Source organism: Providencia sp. PROV109 (assembly GCF_033681625.1).
GTDB lineage: Bacteria > Pseudomonadota > Gammaproteobacteria > Enterobacterales > Enterobacteriaceae > Providencia > Providencia hangzhouensis.
Map to the genome: position 1 here is coordinate 1316561 of NZ_CP096320.1, position 17749 is coordinate 1334309.

15 protein-coding genes are annotated in these 17749 nt (G+C 42.3%); all 15 read left to right on the forward strand.

Annotated elements, in window-relative coordinates:
- Positions 1–46: 46 nt before the first annotated feature.
- The 15 genes from tsf (at position 47) to dnaE (ending at position 17742) form a co-directional block, all read left to right on the forward strand.
- The gene (gene tsf, locus M1F25_RS06005; RefSeq protein ID WP_004908761.1) at positions 47–898 is read left to right on the forward strand and encodes a translation elongation factor Ts; all 852 of its coding nucleotides are present in this window, start codon (positions 47–49) and stop codon (positions 896–898) included.
- 191 nt (positions 899–1089) lie between these two features.
- Positions 1090–1818: a UMP kinase gene (gene pyrH / locus M1F25_RS06010; RefSeq protein WP_004257499.1), complete on the forward strand. Its 729-nt coding sequence runs from the start codon at positions 1090–1092 to the stop codon at positions 1816–1818.
- 107 nt (positions 1819–1925) lie between these two features.
- Positions 1926–2483 (forward strand): ribosome recycling factor, encoded by a 558-nt coding sequence (frr, locus tag M1F25_RS06015; RefSeq protein ID WP_004257496.1) that lies wholly within the window; start codon positions 1926–1928, stop codon positions 2481–2483.
- A gap of 147 nt (positions 2484–2630) precedes the next feature.
- Complete coding sequence (ispC, locus tag M1F25_RS06020; RefSeq protein ID WP_094961136.1) at positions 2631–3824, forward strand: 1-deoxy-D-xylulose-5-phosphate reductoisomerase; 1194 nt, start codon at positions 2631–2633, stop codon at positions 3822–3824.
- 186 nt (positions 3825–4010) lie between these two features.
- Entirely contained in the window at positions 4011–4766 is a 756-nt protein-coding gene (gene uppS, locus M1F25_RS06025; RefSeq protein WP_004257489.1) for a polyprenyl diphosphate synthase, read from the forward strand.
- A gap of 9 nt (positions 4767–4775) precedes the next feature.
- The gene (gene cdsA / locus M1F25_RS06030) at positions 4776–5636 is read left to right on the forward strand and encodes a phosphatidate cytidylyltransferase (protein WP_181489465.1); all 861 of its coding nucleotides are present in this window, start codon (positions 4776–4778) and stop codon (positions 5634–5636) included.
- Positions 5637–5644: 8 nt separating this feature from the next.
- Positions 5645–6997 (forward strand): sigma E protease regulator RseP, encoded by a 1353-nt coding sequence (rseP, locus tag M1F25_RS06035; RefSeq protein WP_181489466.1) that lies wholly within the window; start codon positions 5645–5647, stop codon positions 6995–6997.
- Between the two features lie 42 nt (positions 6998–7039).
- The gene (gene bamA, locus M1F25_RS06040) at positions 7040–9454 is read left to right on the forward strand and encodes an outer membrane protein assembly factor BamA (protein ID WP_004257462.1); all 2415 of its coding nucleotides are present in this window, start codon (positions 7040–7042) and stop codon (positions 9452–9454) included.
- An 89-nt stretch (positions 9455–9543) separates the two neighbouring features.
- The gene (skp, locus tag M1F25_RS06045) at positions 9544–10038 is read left to right on the forward strand and encodes a molecular chaperone Skp (protein ID WP_181489467.1); all 495 of its coding nucleotides are present in this window, start codon (positions 9544–9546) and stop codon (positions 10036–10038) included.
- Positions 10039–10041: 3 nt separating this feature from the next.
- Complete coding sequence (gene lpxD, locus M1F25_RS06050) at positions 10042–11079, forward strand: UDP-3-O-(3-hydroxymyristoyl)glucosamine N-acyltransferase (RefSeq protein ID WP_004257454.1); 1038 nt, start codon at positions 10042–10044, stop codon at positions 11077–11079.
- A gap of 128 nt (positions 11080–11207) precedes the next feature.
- On the forward strand, positions 11208–11660 hold the full coding sequence (fabZ, locus tag M1F25_RS06055; RefSeq protein ID WP_004257450.1) for a 3-hydroxyacyl-ACP dehydratase FabZ: 453 nt from the start codon (positions 11208–11210) through the stop codon (positions 11658–11660).
- A gap of 1 nt (position 11661) precedes the next feature.
- Positions 11662–12459 carry an acyl-ACP--UDP-N-acetylglucosamine O-acyltransferase gene (gene lpxA / locus M1F25_RS06060; RefSeq protein ID WP_004257444.1) on the forward strand — a complete coding sequence of 266 codons (798 nt, stop codon included), beginning with the start codon at positions 11662–11664 and terminating at the stop codon, positions 12457–12459.
- Between the two features lie 44 nt (positions 12460–12503).
- The gene (lpxB, locus tag M1F25_RS06065) at positions 12504–13655 is read left to right on the forward strand and encodes a lipid-A-disaccharide synthase (RefSeq protein WP_181489468.1); all 1152 of its coding nucleotides are present in this window, start codon (positions 12504–12506) and stop codon (positions 13653–13655) included.
- Positions 13655–14248, forward strand: coding sequence for a ribonuclease HII (gene rnhB / locus M1F25_RS06070; protein ID WP_004257437.1), 594 nt, complete (start codon positions 13655–13657; stop codon positions 14246–14248). The genes lpxB and rnhB overlap by 1 nt, the downstream gene beginning before the upstream one ends.
- An 11-nt stretch (positions 14249–14259) precedes the next feature.
- Positions 14260–17742 (forward strand): DNA polymerase III subunit alpha, encoded by a 3483-nt coding sequence (dnaE, locus tag M1F25_RS06075; protein ID WP_181489469.1) that lies wholly within the window; start codon positions 14260–14262, stop codon positions 17740–17742.
- Positions 17743–17749: the final 7 nt, after the last annotated feature.

A 17749-nucleotide genomic window follows, 5' to 3' on the forward strand; every position in this document is an offset into this window, starting at 1 on the left:
TCCACGTGGGGAAGACTCCCACGGGGAATATCGAGGAATAAATCACATGTCTGGAATTACCGCTGCATTGGTAAAAGAACTGCGCGAACGTACTGGCGCAGGTATGATGGAATGTAAAAAAGCACTCGTTGAAGCTAATGGCGACATCGAATTAGCGATTGATAACATGCGTAAATCAGGTCAAGCAAAAGCGGCTAAAAAAGCAGGTCGCGTTGCAGCTGAAGGTGTTATCCTGACTGAAGTTTTCAACGGTGGTAAAACAGGTGCTCTGGTTGAGCTGAACTGTGAAACTGACTTCGTTGCTAAAGACGCAGGCTTCTTAGCATTCGGTAAAGAAGTTTTGGCTTCTGTTGTTGCTGACAAAAATGCTGACATCGATGCGCTGAAAGCAAAATTCGAAGAAGCTCGTACAACATTAGTTGCGAAAATTGGTGAAAACATCAATATTCGTCGTGTTGCTATCCTGGAAGGCGCACAAGTAGGTAGCTACCTGCACGGTGCTCGTATTGGTGTTTTAGTTGCGGCTGAAGGCGCTGACGAAGAATTACTGAAACACATCGCTATGCATATCGCTGCAAGCAAACCTGAATATGTGACTCCAGATGATGTTCCTGCTGATGTTGTTGCTCATGAGCACCAAATCCAGTTAGACATCGCAATGCAATCTGGCAAACCACGCGAAATCGCTGAAAAAATGGTTATCGGTCGCATGAACAAATTCACTGGCGAAATCTCTCTGACTGGCCAGCCTTTCGTAATGGACCCAAGCAAATCTGTTGGTGACTTACTGAAAGAGAAAGGTGCTACTGTTTCTGGTTTCCTTCGTTTCGAAGTAGGTGAAGGTATCGAGAAAGTTGAAACTGACTTTGCAGCAGAAGTTGCTGCAATGAGCAAGTAATCAACTAAGGGCCGCCAATTGGCGGCTCTGTTTTATATACGTATATTCCCTGCGATGTTAGCGTCATAGGCATTGCGCTAGAATTCTTGTGTATAAAAAAATTATATTTAAACTAATTCAAAATTTAGGTACGTAGAACACTGTAATTCTACGTGTGTTACCCCAATAAATATCTGTTAGGACAGAACACCATGGCAACCAATGCAAAACCCGTTTATCAGCGTATTCTGCTTAAATTAAGTGGCGAAGCCTTGCAAGGGGCAGAAGGTTTTGGTATCGATGCTAGCGTTTTAGATCGTATGGCTCAGGAAATTAAAGAACTCATAGAACTGGGTATACAGGTCGGTGTGGTTATTGGCGGTGGTAACCTGTTTCGTGGTGCTGGTTTGGCACAAGCTGGAATGAACCGTGTTGTCGGAGACCACATGGGGATGCTAGCAACTGTGATGAACGGACTCGCAATGCGTGATGCATTACATCGCGCCTATGTGAATGCAAGACTGATGTCTGCGATCCCACTTAACGGTGTCTGTGATAACTATAGCTGGGCAGAGGCCATTAGCTTGTTACGTCACGGCCGTGTTGTTATTTTTTCTGCAGGAACAGGCAACCCATTCTTTACAACAGACTCCGCTGCATGCCTACGTGGTATTGAAATTGAAGCGGATGTCGTGTTAAAAGCGACAAAAGTTGATGGTGTGTATTCAGCAGACCCTGCTAAAGACCCAGACGCAGTCCTTTATGAAAATCTGAGTTACCAAGAGGTTTTGGAACGTGAACTTAAAGTGATGGATTTAGCGGCATTCACATTAGCACGTGACCATAACTTACCGATTCGCGTATTCAATATGAATAAACCGGGCGCTTTACGTCGCGTTGTTATGGGCGAAAATGAAGGAACTCTGATTTCTCACAATTAATACTCAGAGACATGACCTGAGTTTAAATGTATTATCTAATATAAATTCAGACAATTTAAGCGAGGTCGCATGCGGCCTTTAATAACCAGTTCTTAAGGGTTGAAAACGTGATTAACGAAATCCAAAAAGATGCTCAAGACCGTATGGAAAAGAGCCTTGAAGCATTCAAAAGCCAAATTAGTAAAGTTCGCACAGGCCGTGCATCTCCAAGCCTATTAGACGGTATCACTGTTGAATACTATGGTTCAGCGACACCTTTGCGCCAATTAGCTAACGTCACTGTTGAAGATTCACGCACATTAGCTATTTCTGTTTTTGACCGTAGCATGTCACCTGCGATTGAAAAAGCAATCATGGCATCTGATTTAGGCTTAAACCCATCATCAGCGGGTACTGTTATCCGTGTTCCACTTCCTCCATTAACGGAAGAGCGTCGTAAAGACTTAATTAAAGTGGTTCGTGGTGATGCAGAGCAAGGCCGTATCGCAGTCCGTAACGTTCGCCGTGATGCTAACGACAAAGTGAAAGCATTACTGAAAGATAAAGAAATCAGTGAAGATGACGAGCGTCGTTCACAAGATGATATCCAAAAGCTGACTGATAGCTACATCAAAAAAGTTGATGAAGCATTAGCGCAAAAAGAAGCAGAGTTGATGGAATTTTAATCCATCATAATAATAAAGCCACCAATGCAAACTGTAAAAGTGTGCGTTAGCGTGGCTTTATTATTTTTCAAGCTTATTAAAAAATCCTTTCTAACCTCTAAGCTGATATAATCTCAGTATTGAATTAATACAGAGTACTCAATCACTATGAAATGTCTGACAATCCTAGGTTCTACAGGCTCAATTGGTACAAATACACTTTCTGTTGTTCGCCAAAATCCCGAAAAATTTCAAATCGTTGCTCTAGTAGCAGGAAAGAATGTCACTGAAATGGCGAAACAGTGCCTTGAGTTTAATCCGAAATATGCCTCAATGGCGGATGAATCGTCAGCAAAAGCGCTAAAAACTATTTTAACTGAGAATAATTGTAAAACTGAAGTTTTGTCAGGAAAACAAGCTGCAATTGACCTTGCTGGTCTGGATGATGCTGACCAAGTTATGTCAGCCATTACTGGGGTTGCCGGTTTACTTCCTACTTTAGCGGCAATACGCAAAGGTAAAAGAATATTATTAGCGAATAAAGAGTCTTTAATTACTAGTGGCCGTTTATTCTTTAATGAGATTCGTAAGCACAATGCAACAGTATTTCCTATTGATAGCGAGCACAATGCTATCTTCCAGAGTTTACCTGAAATTATTCAACTGAATTTAGGTTTTGCCGATTTATCAGCTTCCGGTATCTCAAGTATTGTTTTAACCGGATCAGGTGGGCCATTTAGGGATACACCGTTATCGCATCTTGATAATGTGACCCCTGATGAAGCATGTAACCACCCAAATTGGTCGATGGGGCGAAAAATATCAGTCGATTCAGCGACAATGATGAATAAGGGGCTAGAATATATCGAGGCTTGCTATTTTTTTAATGCGAGCGCCGAGCAAATGGAAGTGATTATCCATCCTCAATCTGTTATTCATTCCATGGTTCGGTATAAAGATGGCAGCGTGATAGCACAACTGGGCACACCTGATATGCGCACTCCAATTTCATACAGTATGGCTTATCCTAAGCGTATCATGTCTGGTGCGAAACCTCTTGATTTTGCAACACTTTCATCATTAACATTTGTTCAGCCTGACTATCAACGCTATCCTTGCTTGAAGCTCGCAATCGATGCCTGCCACCAAGGGCAAGCCGCTACGACGGCACTTAATGGTGCGAATGAAATGACAGTTGCTGCTTTTCTCGAAGGCAAAATACGCTTTACGGATATAGCAAAAATTAATCGCAATGTATTAGATAGCCAAGTTTTTTCTGAACCTGTTTCGATTGAAGAGGTCTTAGAAATCGACGAACGAGCGCGTAAAAATGCAGAAAAAATAATCGCTCAGACAATTTAACGCTGGTATGTGTTTTATTTAGTTGCTGATAGCCATAATAACTCTTTAATATGTGATGTGTTTAAAAAAAGAAAAATAACATAGTACCTCTTAGAGATTTAAGGATGTGTCTTATCAGCAAATTCAATAATAGTAGTTATTATTGGTCTGTATACTCAAAGTGGTACTCACAAGGATTAATATTTAATGAACTCTAGTGGTGAAAATCTCTCTGATTCAATGATGCCTAAGCATGTTGCTATCATTATGGATGGTAATGGCCGATGGGCTAAACAAAGAGGGAAGCTCAGAATTACAGGTCATAAGGCAGGCGTTGAATCTGTCCGTAATTCTGTGCGCTTTGCGGTAAAAAATAAGATTAGTTCGCTCACATTGTATGCTTTTAGCAGTGAAAACTGGAGAAGGCCAGAGAAAGAAGTCAGTTCTCTCATGGAGCTATTTGTTTTTGCTCTTGATAATGAAGTTAAGAACCTACATAAAAACAATGTAAAACTAAAAGTCATTGGTGATATTAGCCGTTTTAGTGAACGCCTCAGAAAAAGAATTGATAAGGCAGAAGCATTAACGCAAAACAACACTGGGCTAAAACTGAATATTGCAGCGAACTATGGTGGCCGCTGGGATATTAGTAACAGTGTAAAACAAGTATTTGCAAAGGTACAAAGTGGTGAGCTTTCTATTGATGACATCAATGAAGAAAGTATCGATAACCATATTTGTATGCATGACCAAGAAAATGTCGATTTAGTCATAAGAACTGGGGGGGAGCATCGCATAAGCAACTTCCTATTATGGCAAGTCGCATATGCGGAATTTTATTTCACCAACGTTTTGTGGCCAGATTTTGATGAAATGGTGTTTCAGAGTGCAGTTGATGCTTTTAGTAAGCGTGAGCGCCGTTATGGTGGAGCTGAATCAGATGATGAACTGGGCAAAGAATAGGGGAAAGATGTGCTGAAATATCGTTTGCTTACTGCGATAATTTTAATACCGATTGTTATTGCGGCGCTGTTTTTACTTTCCCCAGCGAATTTTGGGCTTATCGTGATTGCGGTTTGTGCTTTAGGTGCTTGGGAATGGGCACAATTTGTCGGCTGGCACTCTCAAGCTAAGCGCATAGGCTTAGCGGTTGTTTTTGCTGCAATATTACTTGCAATGCAATTTTCTATTTCCGATATAAATCAGTTCTCCTCTGAGCCTATGATTTTGTATGGTTTATGGGCTGGCCTTATTTGGTGGGGGATAGCGATTATTTTAGTTGTTACCTATCCCGCCTCCGCTTCTTGGGGCAAATCAGTTGTTATTCGCTTATTATTTGGCGTGTTAACGATTATCCCATTTTATTGTGGAATGATGGTTTTAAGAACCGTTGGTTATCAAAGTGATACATTCTTTGGAGCTTGGTGGTTATTGTATGTCATGTTGCTAGTTTGGGGGGCTGATTCAGGTGCCTATGCATTTGGTCGTACTATCGGGCGCAACAAAATGGCACCGAAGGTATCTCCTGGTAAAACATGGGAAGGCTTGGTGGGTGGCCTTATAACTGCTGGGATTATTTCATGGTTATTTAGCGCCTTTGCGCCAATCCCCGTGATGCCTGATTATTTGCTAGTGACTTCAATTATTGTTGTTGTAGTATCTGTGTTTGGTGATTTAACTGAGAGTATGTTTAAGCGCCAATCAGGTATTAAAGATAGTAGCCACTTAATTCCAGGGCATGGCGGTATCTTGGATCGTATTGATAGCCTAACAGCAGCAATCCCAGTTTTTGCTGGGCTAAATTTGTTAATTTTTAACGGTTTTGGTCTTTAGGAAGATACATGGGATTTATTTGGAGTTTAGTTGCCTTTATTATCGCAATAGGTGTGCTAATTACAGTACACGAGTTCGGCCATTACTGGGTTGCTCGCCGCTGTGGTGTTTATGTTGAGCGCTTTTCTATAGGGTTCGGCAAAACCTTATGGCGCAAAGTCGATAAGAATGGTACCGAATTTGTTTTGGCGATAATCCCGTTAGGGGGTTATGTCAAAATGCTTGATGAGCGAGTTGGTAGTGTTTCTCCTGAACGTCGCCATCAAGCGTTTAACAATAAAACTGTCGGTCAACGAGCTGCCATTATTGGTGCAGGGCCAATCGCGAACTTTTTATTAGCAATTGTTGTCTATTGGATAGTCTTTATGATTGGTGTTCCTTCTGTGAAACCTGTCATTGAAGACGTAAAGCCAGGCTCTATTGCGGCAATTGCAAATTTTGAACCAAAAATGGAACTAAAATCTATTGATGGCATCGAAACTCCTGATTGGAATTCAGTTCGTTTAGCATTGGTCGGTAAAATCGGTGACCGTGAACTGACAGCGCAAGTATTACCCAGTGGTTATAATGAACCGATTACTAAAACGGTTGATTTAACCACTTGGCAGTTTGATCCAGAGAAACAAGATCCAATTTTGTCGGTAGGTATAATGCCTGTCTCTGCAAGAATTGACCCTGTTATCCAAAAAGTAACGCAAGGGTTAGCTGGTGAACGAGCAGGTTTGCAGAAAGGCGACAGAATAGTGAGTGTTAACGGGGAAGTTCTGGGCCTGTGGGATCCCGTTACACGAATTATTCGTAATAACCCGGGCGTCTCGTTAAAACTTGAAGTGCAACGGTCGCAGCAATTGATTTCACTCACGTTGACCCCTGATAGCCAAGATGGGCCGCGTGGGGAGAAAATTGGGTTTGCAGGCGTAGAACTTTCAGTGTTACCGTTAGCAGATGAATATAAGATGGTGCAACAATATGGGCCATTTTCTGCGTTTTACCAAGCCAGTGATAAGACGTGGCAGTTAATGAAGTTGACGGTCAATATGATGGGTAAACTGGTTGTTGGGGATGTCAAACTCAATAACTTAAGCGGTCCGATATCTATCGCTAAAGGTGCGGGGGTATCCGCCGAGTCAGGCTTGGTATATTATTTGATGTTTATTGCGCTTATTAGCGTCAATTTAGGTATCATCAATCTGTTTCCATTGCCTGTTTTAGATGGGGGGCACTTGCTCTTCTTATTAATTGAAAAAATTAAAGGAAGTCCGGTGTCTGAGCGAGTACAAGACTTTAGTTTTCGGATAGGTGCAATGGCATTGATTCTGTTAATGGGACTTGCACTTTTTAATGATTTCTCTCGCTTCTAATTTTTGTAAGCTGGGGACCAGTAAGGAATACGCATAACAACGATGGCGATGAAAAAGTTGCTCATAGCGTCGCTGCTTTTCGGCAGCGCCACTGCATACGGTTCAGACGGATTCGTAGTTAAAGACATTCGTTTCGAAGGTCTACAACGCGTCGCCGTTGGTGCAGCATTATTGAACATGCCAGTTAGGGTTGGCGATTCAGTTGATAACGATGATATCAGCCGTTCGATTCGTTCCCTATTTTCAACCGGTAACTTCGAAGATGTTAGGGTCCTGCGTGATGGAAACACGCTGATCGTTCAAGTTAAAGAGCGGCCAACGATTGCAAGTATCACCTTTACAGGCAATAAGTCTGTTAAAGATGATATGCTCAAGCAGAACTTGGAAGCTTCAAATATCCGCGTTGGTGAGGCACTCGACCGCACGACAATTGCAAATATCGAAAAAGGTTTAGAAGACTTTTACTATAGCGTTGGTAAATATAATGCAACAGTAAAAGCTGTTGTAACGCCTTTGCCACGTAACCGTGTGGATTTAAAATTTGTTTTCTCTGAAGGTGTTTCAGCTCAAATTCAGCAAATTAATATTGTAGGTAATAAAAATTACACTACAGCAGAATTAGTTAATAAGCTGCAATTGCGTGATGATGTTCCTTGGTGGAACCTCGCTGCTGACCAGAAATATCAGAAGCAAAAACTGGCGGGTGACTTAGAAACTCTGCGCAGTTTTTATCTTGATCGTGGTTATGCGCGTTTTAATATAGACTCCACGCAAGTCAGTCTGACCCCAGACAAAAAAGGTATTTATATTACTATTAACATTACTGAAGGCGACCAATATAAAATATCGGGTGTCGAAGTTAATGGTAATACGGCTGATCATTTAACTGAAATTCAAGAGCTTATCACTATTACACCGGGAGAATTATATAACGGTGCTCAAGTGACAAGTATGGAAAACAAAATCAAAGATATGTTTGGCCGCTATGGTTATGCATATCCTCGAGTAATGACACAACCTGAAATCAACGATGCAGATAAAACAGTTAAATTGCACTTAAACATTGATGCAGGTAACCGTTTCTATGTGCGTGAGATTCGTTTCCAAGGCAATGACACCAGTAAAGATACTGTTTTACGTCGTGAAATGCGCCAAATGGAAGGTGCATGGCTCGGAAATGATTTAGTTGAACTAGGTAAAGAACGTCTGAATCGTACAGGTTATTTCGAAACTGTTGATGTAGAGACTCAACGTGTACCTGGTAGCCCCGACCAAGTAGATGTTATCTACAAGGTTAAAGAGCGTAATACTGGTTCAATGAACTTTGGTATCGGTTTTGGTACTGAAAGTGGTGTGAGCTTCCAAGTTGGGGTTACACAAGATAACTGGTTAGGTACAGGTAACGCAGTTGGTATTAACGCAAGTAAAAATGACTACTCAACTAACGTTGAATTCTCATTTACTGACCCGTACTTCACCGTTAATGGTGTGAGCTTAGGCGGTCGTATTTTCTATAACGACTTTAGTGCGAAAGATGCGGATCTATCAGGCTATAACAACAAAACGTATGGCCTAGACAGTTTCTTAAGCTTCCCATTTAATGAAAATAACTCTTTCCGCGTCGGTGCGGGTTATGTTCATAACCGACTTTCGGATATGCGTGCTCAAGCTGCTATGTGGGATTACCTTGATTCTATGGGTAAAAATCCACCAGTTACAGAGAACGGACGTAATAAAGAAAGCTTTGATGCGGATGACTTCACACTTAACTTAGGTTGGACTTATAACTCGTTAAATCGTGGTTTCTTCCCGACATCGGGTAATAAAACGAACGTATCGGGTAAAGTGACAATTCCTGGTTCTGATAACGAATACTATAAACTACGCTTTGATACAGCGCAGTATTATCCACTGGACGAAGACGAAACTTGGGTAGTTCTGGGGCGTGCACAAGCAGGTTATGGTGATGGTATTGGCAGTAAGCAAATGCCATTCTATGAAAACTTCTATGCGGGTGGTTCAAGCACTATTCGTGGTTTCCGTTCGAATAATATCGGTCCAAAAGCGGTTTATTTGAAGAAAATTAATGGAAAAGATGGCCCAGAGCCTGGAAGCCCATCAAGTGATGCGGTCGGTGGTAATGCGATGTACGCGGCATCATTTGAGTTAATCACTCCGACTCCATTTATTGACGAGAAGTATTCGAACTCCGTTCGTACCTCTCTCTTTGTTGATGCAGGTACGGTATGGGACACTAATTGGAACAGTATTCCTGCGGCTTGGCGCGAAGGTATGCCTGACTATGGTAAGGCAAGCAATATCCGAGCTTCTGCGGGTGTGGCTTTACAATGGATGTCTCCACTTGGACCACTGGTCTTCTCTTATGCGCAGCCGATTAAGGACTACGAAGGGGATAAATCAGAACAGTTCCAATTTAATATTGGTAGAACGTGGTAATCTATTCCAGTTTCTATCTATGAAGGCTCCCATGTTTTTGTGGGAGCAACCAAAATTTCCAGCCATACGTATGGGTTAAGGAGTTTAGTGTGAAAAAATTGTTGTGTGCAGCGGGTGTGAGTATTGCTTTAGCAATGTCTGCGGGGGCTTATGCTGAGAAAATCGCTATCGTCAATGTTGGTGAAATTTTCCAAAATATGCCAGCGCGTGAAGCCGTTGCTAAACAGCTTGAAAGTGAATTCAAAAGTCGTGCGACTGAGTTACAAAATCTAGAAAAAGATTTGCAAACTCGTGTTGAAAAATTGCGTCGTGATGGTGCAACAATGAAACAAAGTGAGCGCGAAAAGCTTGAATCTGAACTCATGACTAAACGTGATCAATTCGCTGAAAAAGCTCAAAAATTTGAAGAAGACAACCGCCGTCGCCAAGGCGAAGAGCGTACTAAAATTTTAACTCGTATTCAGAACTCTATTAAGGTTGTTGCAGCTAAAGAAGGCTATGATGTCGTTATCGATGCAAATGCAGTTGCTTATGCAAAAGATAGCGTTGACATTACAAGTCAGGTTCAAAAACAGGTTAAATAATAGATGTCTTCAATTCGATTGGCTGACCTTGCTCAGCAGTTGAATGCGCAATTACACGGTGATGGTGATATTACCATCACCGGTATTGCTCCAATGCATTCAGCGAATAATCAACAGATTACTTTTCTATCTGACAGCCGTTATAGTGACAAATTGGCAGATTGCCAAGCTGCAGCGGTGGTTCTCACAGCAAAAGATCTTGAAGCATGCAAAGTGGCTGCTCTGGTAGTGGATAACCCATACCTTGCTTATGCACGCATGGCTCAAATTATGGATACAACGCCAAGCCCAGCTGAAGATATCCATGCATCAGCGGTAATTGCTGATGATGCAAAACTTGGTAAGAATGTCGCAATTGGCGCAAATGCCGTTATCGAAAGTGGTGTTGAGCTTGGCGATAATGTGGTGATTGGCGCAGGTTGTTTTGTGGGCAAAAATACGCGTATTGGTACAGGAACCCGTTTGTGGGCGAATGTCAGCGTATACCACAATGTTGAGATTGGCGAACACTGTTTAGTTCAATCTGGCACAGTCATTGGCTCTGATGGTTTCGGCTATGCGAATGATCGTGGTAATTGGATCAAAATTCCTCAATTAGGCACAGTGATCATCGGCGATCGTGTTGAGATCGGTGCGAGTACAACCATTGACCGAGGTGCTTTAGATAACACAGTAATTGGCAATGGGGTTATTATCGATAACCAGTGCCAAATTGCACACAATGTCATAATTGGTGATAATACCGCAGTTGCTGGTGGTGTTATCATGGCTGGTAGTTTAAAAATCGGCCGTTACTGTATGATTGGTGGTGCCAGTGTCATCAATGGCCATATGGAAATTTGCGATAAGGTCACAGTAACAGGAATGGGGATGGTCATGAGACCTATCACTGAACCAGGAGTATATTCTTCAGGGATTCCTTTACAGCCTAATAAAACTTGGCGTAAAACAGCTGCTTTAGTCTTAAATATCAATGAGATAAATAAGCGACTGAAACATGTTGAGCGTGAATTAGATAGCCAAAATCAAAAAAAACAGTAATCATTTTGTAATTCAGGCTAAAATAGTTATCTGAGTTACGTTTTCCGGCCTGCCAGTTAACCTAATTTAAGGTTAAAGCAGGCCGATTCATTAATTAAACCGTATTAATAGACAGGAAGAGTATTTCGATGAGTGATAATCATACTCTGAATATAGAAGAAATCTTAGAACTGCTTCCGCACCGTTACCCATTCCTTCTGGTTGACCGTGTATTGGATTTTGAAAAAGGCAAATCATTACGTGCAGTGAAAAATGTGTCATTTAACGAGCCATTTTTCCAAGGACACTTCCCTAGTAAACCTATTTTCCCTGGTGTATTGATTTTAGAAGCCATGGCGCAAGCGACAGGAATTCTTGCGTTTAAAAGCGTTGGAAAATTAGAGCCGGGTGAGTTGTACTATTTTGCAGCGATAGACAATGCGCGTTTTAAACGTCCCGTTCTACCAGGAGACCAAATGGTCTTAGAAGTAGAATTTATCAAAGAACGTCGCGGAGTTGCACGTTTTAAAGGTGTTGCTAAAGTTGATGGAGAAGTGGCCTGCGAAGCAGAAATGATGTGCGCCCGTCGTCGTGAGGTCTGATATGATTGATAAAACAGCCTATATTCATCCATCCTCTATCGTAGAAGATGGAGCTATCATCGGTGCCAATGTTCATATTGGCCCTTTTTGTTATATTGGCGCGAATGTTGAAATTGGTGAAGGCACTGAACTGAAATCTCATGTTGTCGTTAATGGCCATACAAAAATTGGTCGTGACAATGTGATTTTCCAGTTCGCTTCCATTGGTGAGATTAATCAAGATCTTAAATACCAAGGCGAACCAACGCGAGTTGAAATCGGGGACAGAAACCGTATTCGTGAAAGCGTAACCATTCACCGTGGTACTGTTCAAGATGTTGGCCTGACAAAAGTGGGCAATGATAACTTACTGATGGTGAATGTGCATATTGCTCATGATTGTATCATTGGAAACCGTTGTATTATTGCAAATAACGGTACTCTAGGTGGTCATGTAACACTTGGTGATTATGCCATTATTGGTGGGATGACCGCAGTTCACCAGTTTTGTAAAATTGGTGCTCATGTTATGGTTGGTGGCTGCTCTGGTGTTGCACAAGATGTGCCGCCTTATGTCATTGCACAAGGTAACCACGCGACACCATTTGGTTTAAATCTTGAAGGTCTAAAACGCCGTGGTTTTGAAAAAGAATCACTACATGCTATTCGTAATGCATACAAGGTGTTATATCGTTCAGGTAAATCGTTAGAAGAAGCTCGTGAAGAAATCGCAGAAGCGGCAAAAGCGAATGAGCACGTTAAAGTGTTTAGTGATTTCTTAGAGGATTCAGCGCAGTCTAAACGTGGTATTATTCGTTAATCTAGTATTAATGAATCGAGGCCTTTAATAAGGAGCGAATTTCGGTGAATAATAGCCGCCCACTTACTATTGGCCTTGTTGCCGGAGAAACATCTGGTGATATTCTCGGTGCAGGGCTTATCCGTGCACTTAAAGAGCAAATACCAGATGCTCGCTTTGTTGGTGTTGCTGGTCCTTTAATGCAAGCCGAAGGTTGTGAAGCTTGGTATGAAATGGAAGAGCTTGCCGTCATGGGTATCGTTGAAGTCCTCGGCCGCCTACCTCGGTTATTATCCATCCGTAAGGATCTAACCCAGCGTTTTACCGAATTACAGCCAGATGTTTTTGTTGGAATTGATGCCCCTGATTTTAATATTACCCTTGAGGGGCGCTTAAAATCGAAAGGGATTAAAACCATTCATTATGTTAGCCCATCAGTTTGGGCATGGCGTCAAAAACGGGTATTTAAAATCGGTCGTTCAACGAATTTAGTATTAGCTTTCTTACCTTTTGAAAAAGCCTTTTATGATCGTTTTAATGTTCCTTGCCGTTTTATCGGGCACACAATGGCGGATGCCATTCCATTACACCCTGATAAACAAGCCGCTCGACATCGGCTGAATATTCCTGAGCATGTTAAATGTTTAGCCTTACTGCCAGGAAGTCGTCATTCAGAAGTCGAAATGCTAAGCGCAGATTTTCTCAATACAGCGAAAATATTACAGCGTAATATCCCGGATTTACATATTGTGGTGCCGTTGGTGAATGAAAAACGCCGCCAGCAGTTTGATGAGATAAAGCAAAATACTACGCCTGAACTGCAAATTCATACTTTAGATGGCCAAGCTCGTGATGCAATGATTGCAGCAGATGCGACTTTATTAGCATCAGGAACGGCAGCACTTGAATGTATGCTAACAAAATGCCCAATGGTGGTGGGGTATCGTATGAAACCTTTCACCTTCTGGTTGGCAAAACGGTTAGTGAAAACGCCGTATGTTTCTTTGCCTAATTTGTTAGCAGGAAAAGAGATTGTCAAAGAGTTACTACAAGAGGATTGCCAGCCTGATAAACTCGCACAGCAGTTGCTTCCACTCCTAGAGGGTGGCGAGCCGGTTGAAAACCTGAAAGAAACTTTTTTACAATTACATCAGCTTATTCGTTGTGACGCAGATAAACAAGCTGCTGAAGCTGTATTAGATATGGTCAAAAATTAATGGAATTTATCTATCCAAAAGCAAATTTAATCGCGGGTGTTGACGAAGTGGGTCGAGGCCCATTAGTCGGAGCTGTAGTGACAGCAGCGGTGATTCTTGATCCCAATAACCCTATTATAGGGTTGGCAGACTCAAAAAAACTCACCGAAAAAAAACGTGAGAAATTATTTGATGAAATTCAAGAAAAAGCATTGTGTTGGTGTATTGGTCGCGCAGAACCAGAAGAAATTGATAATATAAATATATTACATGCAACTATGTTAGCTATGCAGCGCGCTGTTGCCGGTTTATCCATTATTCCTGAGTATGTTTTAATTGATGGTAACCGTTGTCCTGAATTGCCAATGCCTTCACAAGCAGTAATTAAGGGCGACAGCCTAGTACAAGAAATTAGCGCAGCATCCATTTTAGCTAAAGTGATTAGGGATAGGGAAATGGTTGAGTTGGACAAAGCTTTTCCTGAATATGGTTTTGCGAAGCATAAAGGCTACCCAACCGCGTATCATTTAGAAAAATTGGCGCAGTATGGTGCAACCGAATTCCATCGTAAAAGCTTTGCTCCTGTGAGAAGAGCTTTAGACAGCAATAAGTAGGTATTAGGTCGATGGCATCACCTCGTTTTATTCATTTACGTGTTCACAGTGACTATTCCATGATTGATGGGCTAGCCAAAACAGGGCCACTGGTTAAAAAAGTGGCTTCAATGGGTATGCCTGCATTCGCGATCACCGATTTTACTAACCTTTGCGGGTTAGTCCGGTTTTATGGTGCAGCGCATGGTGCAGGGATCAAACCCATTATTGGCGCTGATTTTTATGTGGAAAGTGAATTATTAGGTGATGAAATATCTCACCTAACTGTTTTAGCACGTAATAATGAAGGCTATCAAAACCTTACCTTACTAATTTCTGAAGCATACCAAAAGGGCTATGGTGCGGTTGGGCCAACGATAAAACGTGAATGGTTGGCCAAGCACAAAGACGGCTTGATTCTACTGTCCGGTGGCCGTAAAGGGGATGTCGGGCAATTTCTATTAAGGGGAAACCAATCCTTAGTGGATGAGTGCCTTGCATTCTATGAAACTCATTTCCCAGATAGCTACTATTTAGAGTTAGTCAGAACAGGCCGGCCTGATGAAGAAAGTTATCTACATGCGGCTGTCGAGTTAGCGACTAAAAAAGGCCTACCTGTCGTTGCAACGAATGATGTTTGTTTCATTGAAAGTAGTGATTTTGACGCTCATGAAATACGTGTTGCTATCCATGATGGTTTTACATTAGCAGATCCAAAAAGGCCTAAAAATTATAGCCCTCAGCAATATTTACGTTCCGAAGAAGAGATGTGTGAGCTGTTTGCTGACATCCCTGAAGCGCTAGAAAACAGTGTAGAGATTGCTAAGCGTTGTAATGTGACGATCCGTTTAGGTGAATACTTCTTACCTCAATTCCCAACAGGGGATATGAAAACAGAAGACTTTTTAGTTATGCGCTCTAAAGAAGGGCTCGAAGAGCGTTTAGAATTTCTGTTTCCTGATGAAAAAATCAGGGCAGAAAGACGTCCTGAGTATGATGAACGTTTAGATATCGAACTCAACGTAATCAACCAAATGGGTTTCCCTGGCTACTTCTTGATAGTTATGGAGTTTATCCAATGGTCGAAGGATAACGGCGTACCCGTTGGGCCTGGACGAGGTTCGGGGGCAGGTTCCCTTGTTGCCTACGCACTCAAAATTACTGACCTTGACCCGTTGGAGTTCGATTTACTATTTGAGCGTTTCTTGAACCCTGAGCGTGTTTCGATGCCTGACTTTGACGTCGATTTCTGCATGGAAAAACGCGACCAAGTCATTGATCACGTAGCCCAAATGTATGGGCGTGATGCCGTTTCACAAATCATTACCTTTGGTACGATGGCGGCAAAAGCGGTTATCCGCGACGTGGGGCGTGTACTTGGGCACCCATATGGTTTTGTTGATAGAATTTCTAAATTAGTGCCGCCAGATCCCGGTATGACACTAGAAAAAGCATTCGAAGCAGAGCCACAGCTCCCTGAAATTTATGAAGCTGATGAAGAGGTTAAAGCGCTTATCGATATGGCGCGTAAACTCGAAGGGGTCACTCGAAATGCCGGTAAACATGCGGGTGGGGTGGTTATCGCTCCAACTAAAATTACTGACTTTGCGCCACTGTATTGTGATGCGGAAGGTAATAACCCCGTCACGCAATTCGATAAAAACGATGTCGAATATGCAGGGCTAGTGAAGTTTGACTTCCTCGGCTTACGGACGTTGACGATCATTAACTGGGCGTTGGAAATGATCAACGCGCGCCGTGCTAAGAAAAACTTAGAGCCGGTTGATATTGCGGCGATTCCGCTGCACGATCAAAAAAGCTTTGATATGCTGCAGCGCTCAGAAACCACGGCAGTATTCCAGTTGGAATCCCGTGGAATGAAGGACTTAATTAAGCGATTACGTCCCGACTGCTTTGAGGATATGATCGCTCTGGTAGCATTATTCCGCCCCGGGCCATTACAATCAGGCATGGTAGATAACTTTATTGACCGTAAGCATGGTGGTGAAGAAATTTCGTATCCAGATGTACAATGGCAACATGAATCATTAAAACCTGTTCTAGAGCCCACATATGGTATTATTTTATACCAAGAACAGGTTATGCAAATTGCTCAGGTTTTAGCCGGTTACACGCTTGGCGGTGCAGATATGCTGCGTCGTGCGATGGGGAAAAAGAAACCTGAAGAAATGGCGAAGCAGCGTTCTGTTTTTGAAGAAGGAGCAATCAAAAACGGGGTAGACGGCGAGTTATCAATGAGAATCTTTGACTTGGTAGAGAAATTTGCCGGTTATGGGTTTAATAAATCGCACTCAGCAGCTTATGCTTTAGTTTCTTATCAAACATTATGGTTAAAAGCTCACTATCCCGCTGAATTTATGGCTGCTGTAATGACCGCTGATATGGACAACACGGAAAAAGTGGTCGGTTTAGTTGATGAATGTTGGCGAATGGGCTTAAAAGTATTGCCACCAGATATCAATAGTGGGCTTTATCACTTCCATGTGAATGATGAAGGTGAGATAGTTTACGGTATTGGTGCAATTAAAGGGGTCGGTGAAGGCCCGATTGAGGCGATTGTTGAAGCGCGTCAACAAGGCGGGATATTTAAAGAGATTTTTGACCTTTGTGCGCGAGTCGATATTAAAAAAATTAATCGTCGTGTGATGGAAAAGCTTATCATGGCAGGGGCATTTGACCGATTAGGCCCTCACCGTGCGGCATTGATGTCTTCCCTTGAAGATGCATTAAAAGCGGCTGACCAACACGCTAAAGCAGAGGCAATAGGCCAAGCAGATATGTTTGGTGTATTAGCGGAAGCACCTGAACAAGTTGAAAGTTCATACGCCAGTGTGCCTAAATGGCCAGAGCAGGTGGTATTGGATGGTGAACGCGAAACGCTTGGTTTATATTTAACAGGGCATCCAATAACGCGATACTTGAGCGAAATAGAGCGCTATACTAATGGGCTTAGATTAAAAGATGTGAACCCCACCCCTCGTGGTCAAGTGACAACTGTGGTAGGTTTAGTACTTTCAGCTAAAGTCATTACAACCAAGCGTGGAAATAGAATAGGTATTTGTACGCTTGATGATCGTTCCGGTCGTCTGGATATTATGTTATTTTCAGATGCACTCGATAAATACCAACATATGTTGGAAAAAGACAATATCCTGATAGCCACCGGTCAGGTCAGCTTTGATGATTTCAATGGTGGTAATAAAATGACAGTGCGTGAGTTAATGGATATTAGTGAAGCAAGGGAGAAATATGCACGAGGACTTGCAATTTCACTGTCAGATAAACAAATTAACGATCAATTGCTGAACCGGCTTCGCAGTACTCTTGAACCTCATCGTTCAGGAACGATCCCGGTTCATCTGTATTACCAGAAGGATGATGCCAGAGCCAAGCTTAAATTTGGTGTTGTTTGGCGTGTGACGCCAGTGGATCCCCTTCTGAACGATCTTCGAACTCTGCTGGGTAGTGAGCAGGTAGAATTAGAATTTGACTAAAATAGGA